Source organism: Pseudonocardia sp. (genome assembly GCF_025465255.1).
Lineage (GTDB): Bacteria > Actinomycetota > Actinomycetes > Mycobacteriales > Pseudonocardiaceae > Pseudonocardia.
Window position 1 is genome coordinate 66,483 of sequence record NZ_JAODNI010000220.1, and the last position, 13,035, is coordinate 79,517.

The following is a 13,035-nucleotide window of genomic DNA, read 5'->3' on the forward strand; positions in this document are numbered from 1 at the left end:
CAGGTTAGACGTCGTCCGCCGTCAACCCCGTCGCAGGCCCGCGGCCAGCGGCGTTACCCTGAGGGTGTGCAGGCGACCCGTCGGACCGGCCTTCTCGGCGCCGCGTCGAGCTGAGCATCCCCCGGCGCGGCGACCCCTCCAGTGCCCTCGGCCGGAGGGGTCAGTTGTGTCACAGCCCGATCCGTCGTCACCGGCGGGTCGTCACGGTTCTTTCACGAGGTGAGCGGGACATGACCACGGAGACCACCATCGCCGGTCAGGCGGACAGCGGAGCGGGCGCCCCCGCCGCTCCGCCGTTCCGGTACGGCGCGAACCTGGCTGCGAGCATCGAACGCAAGTGGCAGGACCGCTGGGAGGCCGAGGGCACGTTCCACGCGCCCAACCCCGGCGAGCCGGGCTCCGAGCGCGAGAAGGTCTACCTGCTGGACATGTTCCCGTACCCCTCGGGCGCGGGACTGCACGTCGGGCACCCGCTGGGCTTCATCGGCACCGACGTGCTGGGCCGCTACCTGCGGATGAACGGCCGCAACGTGCTGCACGCGATGGGCTTCGACGCGTTCGGCCTGCCCGCCGAGCAGTACGCGGTGCAGACGGGCACGCACCCGCGCACCACCACCGAGGCCAACATCACCCGGTACAAGGAGCAGCTGCGCCAGCTGGGCCTGGCCCACGACGACCGGCGCTCCGTCGCGACCACGGACGTCGAGTTCTACCGGTGGACGCAGTGGATCTTCCTGCAGATCTTCAACGCCTGGTACGACACGGACGCCGCGCGCGCCCGGCCGATCGCCGAGCTGGCGGCGGAGTTCGCCGCCGGCACCCGCGCCACCCCGGACGGGCGTGACTGGTCCGCGCTGTCCGAGGCCGAGCGGCGCGCCGTGATCGACGGGTACCGCCTGGCCTACATCTCCGAGGCGCCGGTGAACTGGTGCCCCGGACTGGGCACGGTGCTGGCCAACGAGGAGGTCACCGCGGACGGCCGGAGCGAGCGGGGCAACTTCCCCGTGTTCCGCCGCAGCCTCAAGCAGTGGAAGATGCGGATCACCGCGTACGCGGACCGGCTGGCGTCCGACCTGGACCGGGTGGACTGGCCGGACTCGGTGAAGGCCATGCAGCGCAACTGGATCGGCCGCTCCGAGGGCGCCAGGGTCCGGTTCGCGAGCGGCCCCGCGAGCATCGAGGTCTTCACCACCCGCCCGGACACGCTGTTCGGCGCGACCTACATGGTGCTGGCGCCGGAGCACCCGCTGGTCGACGCGCTGGCCCCGGCCGCCTGGCCCGCCGGCACGGACGAGCGCTGGACCGGCGGTGCCGCCACCCCCGGGGAGGCCGTGGCCGCCTACCGCGACCAGGCCGGCCGCAAGTCCGAGCTCGACCGCCAGGAGAACAAGGACAAGACCGGCATCTTCACGGGCGCGTACGCCGTGAACCCGGTCAACGGCGAGTCCGTCCCGGTGTTCGTCGCGGACTACGTGCTGATGGGCTACGGCACCGGCGCGATCATGGCCGTCCCCGCCCAGGACCAGCGGGACTGGGACTTCGCGACGGCCTTCGGGCTGCCGATCGTGCGCACCGTCGACCCCGGCGAGGGCTGGGACGGCGAGGCGTTCACCGGGGACGGCCCGGCGATCAACTCGGCGAACGACGACATCAGCCTGAACGGGCTCGGCGTCACGGACGCGAAGCGCACGATCATCGACTGGCTGGCCGCGCAGGGCACCGGCGAGGGCGTCGTCCAGTACAAGCTGCGGGACTGGCTGTTCTCCCGGCAGCGCTACTGGGGCGAGCCGTTCCCGATCGTGTGGGACGAGCACGGCCCCGTCGCGCTGCCCGAGGACCAGCTGCCGGTCCTGCTGCCGGACGTCGACGACTACTCCCCCAAGACCTACGACCCGGACGACGCGAACACCGAGCCCGAGCCGCCGCTGTCCCGCGCGCACGACTGGGTGAACGTCGAGCTGGACCTGGGCTCGGCCAACGGGGACAGGGGGTTCGAGGACTACACGCGCGAGACGAACACGATGCCCCAGTGGGCGGGTTCGTGCTGGTACTACCTGCGCTACCTGGACCCGACGAACACCGAGCGGTTCGTCTCCGAGGAGGCCGAGAAGTACTGGGTCGGCAAGGACCTGCGGCGCGGGCCGGACGACCCCGGCGGCGTCGACCTGTACGTCGGCGGCGTGGAGCACGCGGTGCTGCACCTGCTGTACTCGCGCTTCTGGCACAAGGTCCTGTTCGACCTCGGCCACGTGACCAGCGAGGAGCCCTTCCGCAAGCTGTTCAACCAGGGCTACATCCAGGCGTTCGCCTACACCGACGCCCGCGGGACCTACGTCCCGGCGGAGGAGGTCGTGGAGGACGGGGACGGCGGTTTCACGTGGAACGGCCAGCCCGTCGACCGTGAGTACGGGAAGATGGGCAAGTCGCTCAAGAACGTCGTCACGCCGGACGAGATGAGCGAGCGCTACGGCGCGGACACCTTCCGGCTCTACGAGATGTACACGGGCCCGATGGAGGCCTCCCGCCCCTGGTCGACCCGGGACGTCGTCGGCCCGCAGCGGTTCCTGCAGCGGGTGTGGCGCAACCTGGTGGACGAGGAGACGGGCCGCTCCCGGGTCACGGACGCGGTGCCGGACGACGACACCCTGCGCGCCCTGCACAAGGCGATCGCCGGCGTCCGCGAGGACTACCCGGCGCTGCACTACAACACGGCCGCGGCGAAGCTGATCGAGCTGAACAACCACCTGACCAAGACGTACGCGTCCGTCGGGGTGCCGCGCTCGGTGGCGGAGCCGCTGGTGCTGATGATGGCGCCGCTGACCCCGCACATCGCCGAGGAGCTGTGGTCGATCCTGGGCCACGAGGGCTCGCTGGCCTACGCCGACTTCCCCGTCGCGGACGAGAAGTACCTGGTGGCGGACACCGTCGAGTACCCGATCCAGGTCAACGGCAAGGTCCGCTCCCGGGTGGTCGTGCCGGCGGACAGCACGGTCGCGGAGGTGGAGGCGGCGGCGTTGGCGGACGAGAAGATCGTCGCCGCGCTCGACGGGGCGGCGCCACGCAAGGTGATCGTGGTCCCGGGCCGCCTGGTGAACGTCGTCAAGTAGTCCGCGGCCGCCGGGCGGGCCGGGCGGGGAGGCGGGTCGCCCCGCCGTCGGCCGGCGTGCTCCGGGCGGGGTCGTCGAGCCACTCGCCGACCGTGGCGACGACGCGTTCGGCGTCCGCGAGCGCAGCGTCCGCCTCGTCGCCCGGGACGGCGAGGAAGGTCCGGTCCGCGAGCACCGCGCGGTTGAAGAGCGAGCGGAGCAGCCGTCCGCTCATCGGGTCCATGGCCCGTTCGCGCACGACCCGGCGGACGAACGCGGACACGACGTCCGACGGCCGGTCCCGGGTCTCGCCGAGCGCACCCAGCGCCGCCTCCGCCGCGAAACCGGCGGCGTGGAAGGCGCGGGACACGGCCTGGGCGGGGTAGCCGCCGTCACGCAGCAGCCGCGCCGCGCCGAGCTCCTGACGGGCGCGGGCGATCCCCGGCCGGGGCAGGGCGAGCAGGTCGGCCGGTGGCCGGGGTGCCGGTTGCGGTTCGCTCATCCCATTCGCCTGTTCATCCCGGCTGCCTGTTCATCGCAGTCGCACCGACTCGGCCTTCGCCCGGACGAGCCAGGGCTCGCTCGGCTGCGACATCGCGTCCTGGCTCACCGGCAGCGCCGTCAGCGTGATCCCGGAGCGCTCGGTGTGCGGCCAGAGCACCGCGTCCATCCGGCGCAGCTCGGCCCAGGGCGACTCCAGCTCGTCGAGCACGACGAGCAGGTCCAGGTCCGACTCGACGGACCCCTCCCCGCTCGCCCAGGAGCCGAACAGCAGGACCTGCCGCAGGCGCGGCCCGTAGAGCGAGGCGAGGTCCGCCGCGACGACCGCGGGCACGTCCTCGTTCTGCGGGGAGGGATCCGGATAGCGCGCCGCCGCGCGCTCGGCGGCCTCCGGCTCGACGAGGCCGGCCTCGGCCAGCCAGTCCAGCGCCCGGCGCCGCGAACGGGCGTCCCGGAAGCGGTACCACTGGTCCCTGACCTCGGGGAACTCGAAGAGGGTGTTCTTGAACCGGCGGAACGCCCCGCGTCCGTTGATGGCCCGGTCCAGCAGCTCGGCGGCCCGGCGGTGCTGCACGCCGGCGGTGAAGTCCGCCATGTCCCGGTAGCCCTCGCGGCCCTCGGTGGGCTCGATGCGGGCCCAGCCGGCATCCTCCAGGTCGTCCTCGGACTCGTCGACGCCGCTGTACTCCACGGGGACGTGCGGCACGACCTCCCCGGTCCCCGGGTGGATCCACCAGCTCGTCTCGGGTGTCCGGTCGTCGAGCGCCGTGCCGAGTTCCTCGAGGTTCACCCGCTCCGGATCCAGCATGCGCGGAATGCTAGCCCCGCAGGTCAGCTCTGGGCCGCACGACGATCTCGGTCAGGTGGGCGTCCGGCGAGGCGGTGACGCCGGCGAGCACCGCGGCGGCCACGGACTCGGGACGCAGGAACCTCGCGCCGTCGTACTCACCGCCCTCGTGCGCGACGACGCCGCGCTGCATGTCGGTGTCCACCCGCCCGGGATGCACGGAGATCACCCGCAACGCGGGCTCCTCGGCCCGCAGGGCGTCACCGAAGGCACGGAGCGCGAACTTGCTGGCGGCGTAGGAGCCCCAGCCCGCGCGGGCCGCGAGCCCGGACCCCGAGTTGACCAGCACGACGTCGCCGCCGGTGGCCCGGAGCGCGGGCAGCAGCAGCCGGGTGAGCTCGGCGACCGCCACGACGTTGACGTCGAACTGTCGCCGCCAGGTCTCGGGCGGCGTCTCCGCGATGGTGCCCAGCATGCCGACACCTGCGGAGTGCACGAGCACGTCCAGGCGGTCGATGCCCTGGACGGCGGCGGCCGTCGCCTCCGGATCGGTGAGCTCGACGGCCCAGGGGCGGGACCCGGGCAGCTCGGCGGCCAGCTTCTCCAGCGCGGCGGCGTCGCGGCCCCCGAGCAGCAGGTCGTGGGTCGGCGCGAGGGCGCGGGCGACGGCGGCCCCGATGCCCCGGGAGGCGCCGGTGACGAGGGCGAGCGGACGAGGATCGTTCACGCCCACAGACGCTAACGCTCACGCCCGGGACCCGCGTCATGGAGCCACAACGCGCTCACGAGGCCCCGGAACCCGCGTTGTGGCTCCATGAGGCGACTCGCGGGGGGTGCTCGGCGTCAGACGCGGCGGGCGCTGTTGAACGGCATCGCGTTCAGGTTGCCGATCTTCACCGGCTGCCCGCTCGTGCTCGCGTGCACGACCTTGCCGTTGCCGACGTAGATGGCCACGTGGCTGACCGGCTTGTAGAAGAACACCAGGTCCCCGGGCTGCAGGTTCGCCTTGGAGACGGGCGTGCCGACCGCGGACTGCGCCCGGCTCGTGCGCGGCAGCGAGACGCCGGCCTGCTTGAAGGCCCACGACGTGAGGCCCGAGCAGTCGAAGGCCGACGGACCGGAGGCGCCCCAGCGGTAGGGGGCGCCCACCTTGCCCAGGGCCTTCTGGACCGCGGAGGCCCGGGACGCCGCCGGCGAGGCACCGGTCTGCGCGGCAGCGACCGCCGCGGCCGGCGTGGCGAAGGCGACGGAGGAGCTGGCGACGTTGCGGACGGGGGCGTCCGAGACGGGGGTGGTGGTGACGGCGGGGGTGGCCGACACAGCGGGGGCGGTCGCGGCGGTGGCCGGGACCAGGGTGAAGAGGGCGGCGGTAGCGGTGGTCAGCGCGGCGACGGTGGCGGTGCGGAGCGCCAGTGCAGGTCGAAGAGACGACACGCGGGTTTCCTTGTAGGTAGCACCGTCGAACGTGGACTGGAGCGCGCCGGTTCGGGGGAGAACCGGCGGTCGCGACAGCGGGGCGTCTGGACACTGCGGCCATTGGTGAGGGAGCCCTCGGCCGAGCCGCGCCCCGCCCGTTCGGACGGTGACCCCGAACCCGGCACTCCGGGTGAGCGCTGGTGTTCGTGGCCGTTATGCAAATTACGAACCTATTACGAGGTTTTGCCATGACGAAGGTCTCAGAAAGCCAACCCAATTTGGGTGAGCGTGCTCACGAGAAATGTGCTCGTCCGGAGTAATTACAGCGCTGTGCGCCACTCCTTCGACCGTCAACGACATCGTTGCAGGTCGCGCACGTGACTGGTGTCCCCGTTATCTGCCCGTAATTACTCTGGGCGAGTGAAAACATTTCCGGTCCGGAAGCGTCACGAATATTTCCGGTCCTGAAGGGAAAGTGTCCGCCCAACGACGGCGGCCCCGTACCGCGGCGCTCACCAGGAGCGTCGCGGCCGGGGCCGCCGGGTGGATCAGGGTGCGGGGGAGGTCAGTCCTGCCGCTCGCCGCGGATGAACGCCTCCACGGCGTCCCGCGCGACGTCGTCCCCGTACTGCTCGGGCGGGGACTTCATGAAGTAGCTCGACGCGGAGAGGATCGGCCCGCCGATGCCGCGGTCCTTCGCGATCTTCGCGGCGCGCACGGCGTCGATGATGATGCCGGCGGAGTTCGGGGAGTCCCAGACCTCGAGCTTGTACTCCAGGTTCAGCGGGACGTCACCGAAGGCACGGCCCTCGAGGCGGACGTAGGCCCACTTGCGGTCGTCGAGCCAGGCCACGTAGTCCGACGGGCCGATGTGCACGTTGTCCTTGCCCATGTCCCGGTCGACCTGCGAGGTCACCGACTGGGTCTTGGAGACCTTCTTGGACTCGAGGCGCTCGAGCTCCTTCATGTTCAGGAAGTCCATGTTCCCGCCCACGTTGAGCTGCATCGTGCGGTCCAGCTGCACGCCGCGGTCCTCGAAGAGCTTCGCCAGCACGCGGTGCGTGATCGTGGCACCGACCTGGGACTTGATGTCGTCGCCCACGATGGGGACACCGGCGTCGCGGAACTTCTGCGCCCACACCGGGTCCGAGGCGATGAACACGGGGAGCGCGTTGACGAACGCGACCTTCGCGTCGATGGCCGCCTGCGCGTAGAAGCGGTCCGCGGCCTCGCTGCCCACCGGGAGGTAGGAGACGAGCACGTCCGCCTTCGTCTCGCGCAGCACCGCCACGACGTCCACCGGCTCCTCGTCGGACTCGGTGATCGTCTCGCGGTAGAAGCGGCCCAGCCCGTCGAGGGTGTGCCCGCGCTGCACCGGGACGCCCATCGGTGGCACGTCCGCGATCTTGATCGTGTTGTTCTCGCTGGCCCCGATGGCCTCCGAGAGGTCACGCCCGACCTTCTTGGCGTCCACGTCGAACGCGGCGACGAACGTGACGTCGCGGACGTGGTAGCCCCCGAAGTCCACGTGCATCAGGCCGGGGACTCGGGCGGCCGGGTCGGCGTCCGCGTAGTACTGGACGCCCTGGACCAGCGACGCCGCACAGTTGCCGACGCCGACGACGGCGACTCGCACCTCACTCATGCGGGCTCTCCTTCTCTCGTGGATCCTGGTCGTGATCTGTTCCGGCGCCGTCGCCGGGATCCTGCTGCCCCTCGCTCGCGATCAGCTCGTTGAGCCACCGGACCTCGCGTTCGGTGGTGTCGAGCCCGAGCTGATGGAGCTCCCGGGTGTAGCGGTCGATCTGCTCGCCCGCCCTGGCCAGGGCGGAACGCATGCCCTCCCGGCGTTCCTCGACCGTCCGCCGCCGTCCCTCGAGGATCCGCATGCGGGTCTCGGCGGGGGTGCGGGAGAAGAAGGCCAGGTGCACGCCGAAGCTCTCGTCGTCCCAGGTCTGCGGACCGGCCTCGGAGAGCAGCGCGGCGAAGCGCTCCTTGCCCTCGGCGGTGATCCGGTAGACGCGGCGGGCCCGCTTGGACCAGCCGCCGGCCCCGGTCGCGTCGGGGCCGGTGGAACGGTCCGGGTCCTCGATGATGAGCCCGGCCCGGGTGAGCCTGCGGAGCGCCGGATAGAGCGAGCCGTAGGAGAAGACGCGGAAGCCGCCGAGCCGAAGGCCCAGCTGCTTGCGCAGTTCGTAACCGTGGATCGGGGCCTCGAAGAGCAGGCCCAGGATCGCGAACTCGAGCATCGTGCCCTGCCTCCTCCCGTCCCGCCGGACGACCCCGCTGTCCTCCGGCCGATCGGTGATTCGACTATATCGGGGCGATACATCTGTGTGCAGTGTCGAGGCCATGATCACTAGGCGGGCGGCGATCTCCGGAGGCGGTTCCGGATGCCGGGGTGGACCCCGCGCGTACCCTGGTCGGGTGCTCACCCAGCGACAGGTCGTCGACTATGCGTTGCAGCGTCGCGCGCTGCTCGCAGATGTCCACTCCGGTCGTGTCGGCGTGGCCGAGGTCTGCGACGCCAGCCCCTACCTGCTGCGAGCGGCGCGGTTCCACGGCCAGGCCGGTGAGCAGCAGTGCCCGGTGTGCCGCCGCGAGCGGCTCACGCAGGTCAGCTGGATCTTCGGCGAGGCCCTGCGCCAGGCGTCCGGGTCCGCGCGCAAGCCCGAGGAGCTCGTCGCGCTGGAGAACTCCTTCGACGAGTTCTCCGTCTACGTCGTCGAGGTCTGTCGTTCCTGCAGCTGGAACCACCTGGTGCAGTCCTACGTCCTGGGCAAGGGCGGCAGCCCCGGGCGCAGCCAACGACGAAGGACCGCCGCCGAGTGAGCCGCCCGCCCACCCCAGTCGACTCCACCCGCCGATCTTCCCGATCCGACCCCGTCGATCCCCCCGCCCCGGCCGTCCCGCTCCCCAGTAGGGCGGACCGGGGAGAACCACGGAGCCCGCGGTGACCGACCAGAGTGATCCCCGGCGCAGGCCGGGGCGGATGTCGTTCCCCGGCGGCACCCCCGATCCCGACGCCGCCGCCGGCCCGCCCGGTCCCGCCCGGCGGGGGGCGGCCCCGCCGCGGCCCGACGGGCCCGGACAGGCGTTCGCGAACCCGCAGGGGCGCCCGGGCCCGCCCGGTGCTCCTCCCGGGCCGAGGCCGCCTGCTCCCGGGCCGCGCGGTGGCGTGCCCGGGCCGGGTGGTCCGCCGCGCCCCGGTCCTTCCCAGGCCGGTCCTCCCCCACCCCCCGGCAGGCCCGTGCCCGCCCGCTTCCGCCCGGACGGGGGCGCCCCCGGCTCCGGGCCGCCGCAGCTGCTGACGCACGAGGAGCTCGCCTCGTCGGCCCCGTCCGGGCCGCCCCGGCCGGGTCCCGGCGCGAACGGTCCCGGCGCCACCCGCGCCGCCGGGGCGTTCGTCCCGCCGGACGGCGGCCGCCCGCCGGGCCCTCGAACGGGTGGTGGCGGCGACGAGCCGCCCCGACGGTGGTGGGCCCTGCGCCGCGAGGACATAACGTGGCGCCTCGTGCGCCGGGTGCTCTACGTGCTGCTGGGCCTGTTCGTCGTCGTGCCGACGATCGCCTTCGCCGTCGGCTGGGTGATCTTCAAGGTGCCCAGCGCGGACGACGCCGCCGTCACGCAGGTCGCGACGTTCAACTACACCGACGGCTCCCCGCTGGCCACGGTCCGGCCGAACAACGTCAACCGCACGAACGTCACGCTGGACCAGGTGCCGTTGCCGGTGCAACGCGCCGTCCTCTCGGCGGAGGACCGCTCGTTCTTCTCCAACCCCGGCTTCGACGTGTCCGGCATCGGCCGCGCGGTGTGGAGCCAGCTCACCGGCGGTATCGGCGGTGGGTCGACGATCACCCAGCAGTACATCAAGGTGACGACGGGGCAGGACCAGGTCTCGCTCTGGCGCAAGTACAAGGAGATCGTGCTCGCCGCGAAGATCTCCAAGGAGCAGACCAAGGAACAGATCCTCGGGAACTACCTGAACGCGATCTACCTCGGCCGCGGCGCGTACGGCATCCAGGCGGCCAGCCAGGCGTACTTCGGCAAGAACGTCCAGGACATGAGCCCGGCCGAGGGCGCGCTGATCGCCGGGCTCATCCAGTCCCCGTCGCGCTGGGACCCGGCGAAGAACCCGGAGAAGTCCCTCGAGCGCTGGAACTTCGTGATGGACGGCGAGGTCGCGCAGGGGTGGATGACCCCGGTGGACCGCGCCGCGCAGGTCTACCCCGACTGGAAGCAGCCGTCGGCGAACGAGGGTGGCATCCCCGGCGACAGCCGCGGCCACATCTACAACCAGGTCCGCGCCGAGCTCGAGGCCAAGGGCATCTCGGACCAGGAGATCAACACAGAGGGCCTGACGGTCCAGACGACGATCGATCCGGCCAAACAGCAGGAGGCGATCGACGCCGTCGAGAAGGTGATGAAGAGCCAGCCCGAGAACCTGCGGACCGCCGTGGTGTCGGTGGACCCGAAGACCGGCGCCGTCCTGGCCTACTACGGCGGGGACAACGGTGTCGGCCTGGACTACGCGCAGGCGCTCAAGCAGCCCGGGTCGTCGTTCAAGCCGTTCGTGCTGGCCGCGGCCCTGCAGCAGCCGGACCCGATCGGCCTGGGCACCCAGTACGACGGCTCGTCGCCGCAGGTCCTCGCGGGCCAGAAGGTCTCGAACTCCGAGGGCGTCAGCTGTGACCGGTGTTCGGTGAAGACGGCCATGACGCAGTCGATCAACACCGTCTTCTACAAGATGGCGATCGACGTCGGCCCCGCCGCGGTCGCGGAGGCCGCCCACAAGGCGGGCATCCCGGCGAACCTGCTCCCCGCGGACAAGCTCAGCGCCGGTATCGCCCTGGGTGACAAGGAGGTGCACCCGGCGGACATGGCGTCGGCGTTCGCGACCTTCGCCGCCGACGGCGTGTACCGCGAGCCGTATCTCGTCTCCAGGGTCACCACGAGCGACGGCCGGGTCATCTACGACCACGGCACGGGAACGGCGGGCACCCAGGCCTTCCCCGAGCAGGTCGCCCGCAACGTCACGGAGTCGATGACGGACGTCGCCCAGTCCTCCCGGATCCCGCTCAACGGCGGCCGTCCCGTCGCCGCCAAGACCGGCACGGTGCAGAGCAGTGTCGCCGGGCAGAACAACGACGCCTGGACCGTCGGGTACACCCCGTCGGTCTCCACGGCCGTCTGGGTGGGCACCGACGACAACCAGCCGATCAAGAACTCCGCAGGCCGGCCCATCTACGGCCGCATGCTCCCGGGTTCCATCTGGGAGGAGTACATGAACGGCGCGCTCAGCGGGACGCCCCGCGAGCAGTTCTCGGCGTTCGACCCGATCGGCCAGCCGCCCGTGTCCGACGCCACCCGCTCCGCCACCCCGTCCACGGAGAACCAGTCCGGGGGCAACAGTGACACCGGGAACAGCGGCGGCGACAACAGCGGCGACAACGGGGGCAACAGCGGCACCGACAACGGTGGCAGCACCGACGGCGGGAACGGCGGCGGCGGCAACGGTGGCAGCACCGACGGCGGGAACGGCGGCAACGGCGGCGGGAACGGCGGCAACGGCGGCGGCAACGGCGGCGGGAACGGCGGGAACGGCGGGGGTGGCGGCAACGCCAACCCGAACAGCGCAGACGTGCTGGGCGGCGGGAACGGCGGCACGCCCACGGACGGCGGATGAGGCCCGGCGCCGGCGGGGGGCCGGCGCCGCGCCCACCGGCCCGTGTGGTGCCCAGCTGGGCCGAACCGCTCGCGGCCTCGGCCAGCAGGGTCGTCGGTGGCCCGCTCGGCCGGCACGCGCTCGTCGGACGCAGCCGGTTCTGGACGCCGCTGCGGGTGGTGCTCCTCATGGCCGTCGCCGTGCTCGCGATGTCCTGGCTGGGCAAGTCCGCGTGCCTGCAGCAGTACCCCTCCGCTGACGGCACCCTCGCCCTGGACTGGCGGAACAGCCGCCAGTACGTGGCGATGTGCTACTCGGACACGGTGCCGCTCTACGGGATCGAGCGCCTCGACGACCCGGACGCGCTGCCCTACCGGGACCCGTGGACCGAGAAAGCGCAGGACGGCTCGGAGGCGCTGCGGTACATGGAGTACCCGGCGCTCACCGGTTTCTTCCAGTGGGCGAACGCGCGGCTGGCGGACGGCTGGCTGGCCGTCGCGTCGCACGTCCCGCTGCCGTCGGGGCTGCCGGTCGTCGTCTACTTCGACCTCGTCGCCGTGTGGTTGGCGCTGTCCTGGCTCGTCGTCGTCCGTTCGGTGCACCGGTTGCGGCCCCACCGCCCGTGGGACGCCGCGCTCGTCGCGATCTCGCCGCTGGTCCTGGTGCACGCGTTCACGAACTTCGACGCCCTCGCCGTGGCGTTCGCGCTCGGCGGCCTGGTCGCGGTCGCGCGCCGACGACCGGTGCTCGGCGGGATCCTGCTGGGCCTCGGCGGTGCCGCGAAGCTCTACCCCCTGCTGCTCCTGCTCCCGGTGATCCTGGTCGGGCTGCGCCGGCGGGAGCCGGGGCCGGCGTGGCGCACGGTCGTGGGCGCGGTGGCCTCCTGGCTGGCGGTGAACCTGCCCGTCGCCGTCGCCTATCCAGCGGGCTGGTGGGAGTTCTTCCGGCTCAACCAGTCCCGCCCGGCGGATCCCGACTCGCTCTACTACGCGCTGAGCTACTTCACCGGCTGGGGCGGGTTCGACGGCCCGCTGCGGCCCGGCCAGGTACCCGTGATCCTCGACGCCGTGACCGCCGGGCTGTTCGTCGTGGCCTGTGCGGGGTTGGTGGTGCTGGCCGCCCGGGCGCCCCGGCCGCCCCGACTCGCGTCGCTGGCGTTCCTGGTGGTGGCGGCGTTCCTGCTGGTGAACAAGGTGTGGAGCCCGCAGTACTCGCTGTGGCTCGTGCCCCTGGCCGTGCTCGCCCTGCCGCGCTGGCGGTTGCTCCTCGCGTGGATGGCCGTGGACGCCCTGGTCTGGGTGCCGCGGATGTTCTACTACCTCGGCACCGACCACAAGGGCCTCCCGCCGGACTGGTTCCTCGGCGCCGTGCTGGTGCGGGACGCGTTCGTCGTCGTGCTGTGCGTGCTCGTGGTGCGGTCCGTGCTGCGGCCGGAGACGGATCCGTTGCGGGCCCCGGGGTCGGCGGCGGACCCGGACTGGCCGGCCGAGGCCGCGGACGCCCGCCCGGTGCCGCCCTCCGTCGTCCGGGTCTGACGCCGCCCGGCCCCGGTCCGTCTCGAGCGTCGACCCCGCCCGCCT

At 72.3% G+C, this 13,035-nt stretch carries 9 protein-coding genes and 1 pseudogene; 4 read left to right on the forward strand and 6 right to left on the reverse strand.

Going from position 1 to position 13,035, the window contains the following annotated elements; translation table 11 throughout:
- Positions 1-230: 230 nt before the first annotated feature.
- A complete protein-coding gene (gene leuS / locus JWP64_RS27605) occupies positions 231-3,107 on the forward strand; it encodes a leucine--tRNA ligase (RefSeq protein WP_297502864.1) in 2,877 nt (958 codons plus the stop codon).
- On the opposite strand, the gene JWP64_RS27610 is transcribed toward leuS, so the two are convergent.
- From JWP64_RS27610 to JWP64_RS27635, 6 genes and pseudogenes are all read right to left on the reverse strand, one after another.
- Entirely contained in the window at positions 3,100-3,588 is a 489-nt protein-coding gene (locus JWP64_RS27610) for a HEPN domain-containing protein (RefSeq protein ID WP_297502865.1), read from the reverse strand. The two genes, leuS and JWP64_RS27610, sit on opposite strands and share 8 nt — an antisense overlap.
- 30 nt (positions 3,589-3,618) lie before the next feature.
- Positions 3,619-4,395, reverse strand: coding sequence for a UPF0158 family protein (locus tag JWP64_RS27615; RefSeq protein WP_297502866.1), 777 nt, complete (start codon positions 4,393-4,395; stop codon positions 3,619-3,621).
- Between the two features lie 10 nt (positions 4,396-4,405).
- The gene (locus tag JWP64_RS27620; RefSeq protein ID WP_297502867.1) at positions 4,406-5,101 is read right to left on the reverse strand and encodes an SDR family oxidoreductase; all 696 of its coding nucleotides are present in this window, start codon (positions 5,099-5,101) and stop codon (positions 4,406-4,408) included.
- 116 nt (positions 5,102-5,217) lie between these two features.
- A pseudogene (locus JWP64_RS27625) lies at positions 5,218-5,547 on the reverse strand (NlpC/P60 family protein); the annotation flags it as partial.
- Positions 5,548-6,355: 808 nt separating this feature from the next.
- Positions 6,356-7,435: an inositol-3-phosphate synthase gene (locus JWP64_RS27630; protein ID WP_297502868.1), complete on the reverse strand. Its 1,080-nt coding sequence runs from the start codon at positions 7,433-7,435 to the stop codon at positions 6,356-6,358.
- Positions 7,428-8,039: a PadR family transcriptional regulator gene (locus tag JWP64_RS27635; protein WP_297502869.1), complete on the reverse strand. Its 612-nt coding sequence runs from the start codon at positions 8,037-8,039 to the stop codon at positions 7,428-7,430. Before JWP64_RS27635 ends, JWP64_RS27630 begins: the two co-directional genes overlap by 8 nt.
- A 178-nt stretch (positions 8,040-8,217) precedes the next feature.
- Here JWP64_RS27635 and JWP64_RS27640 point away from each other — a divergent pair, with 178 nt between their 5' ends.
- From JWP64_RS27640 to JWP64_RS27650, 3 genes are all read left to right on the forward strand, one after another.
- Complete coding sequence (locus tag JWP64_RS27640) at positions 8,218-8,622, forward strand: DUF5318 domain-containing protein (protein WP_297502870.1); 405 nt, start codon at positions 8,218-8,220, stop codon at positions 8,620-8,622.
- Positions 8,623-9,040: 418 nt separating this feature from the next.
- Positions 9,041-11,476, forward strand: a complete 2,436-nt coding sequence (locus tag JWP64_RS27645) for a transglycosylase domain-containing protein (RefSeq protein ID WP_297502871.1) — start codon at positions 9,041-9,043, stop codon at positions 11,474-11,476.
- Positions 11,477-11,523: 47 nt separating this feature from the next.
- Positions 11,524-12,990 carry a glycosyltransferase 87 family protein gene (locus tag JWP64_RS27650; protein WP_366890699.1) on the forward strand — a complete coding sequence of 489 codons (1,467 nt, stop codon included), beginning with the start codon at positions 11,524-11,526 and terminating at the stop codon, positions 12,988-12,990.
- Positions 12,991-13,035 lie beyond the last annotated feature (45 nt).

Bases quoted from the DNA above. Each gene is read 5' to 3' on its own strand.
- JWP64_RS27630 (WP_297502868.1), bottom strand. From the start codon at position 7,435: ATGAGTGAGGTGCGAGTCGCCGTCGTCGGCGTCGGCAACTGTGCGGCG.
- JWP64_RS27635 (WP_297502869.1), bottom strand. From the start codon at position 8,039: ATGCTCGAGTTCGCGATCCTGGGCCTGCTCTTCGAGGCCCCGATCCAC.
- leuS (WP_297502864.1), top strand. From the start codon at position 231: ATGACCACGGAGACCACCATCGCCGGTCAGGCGGACAGCGGAGCGGGC.
- JWP64_RS27610 (WP_297502865.1), bottom strand. From the start codon at position 3,588: ATGAGCGAACCGCAACCGGCACCCCGGCCACCGGCCGACCTGCTCGCC.
- JWP64_RS27615 (WP_297502866.1), bottom strand. From the start codon at position 4,395: ATGCTGGATCCGGAGCGGGTGAACCTCGAGGAACTCGGCACGGCGCTC.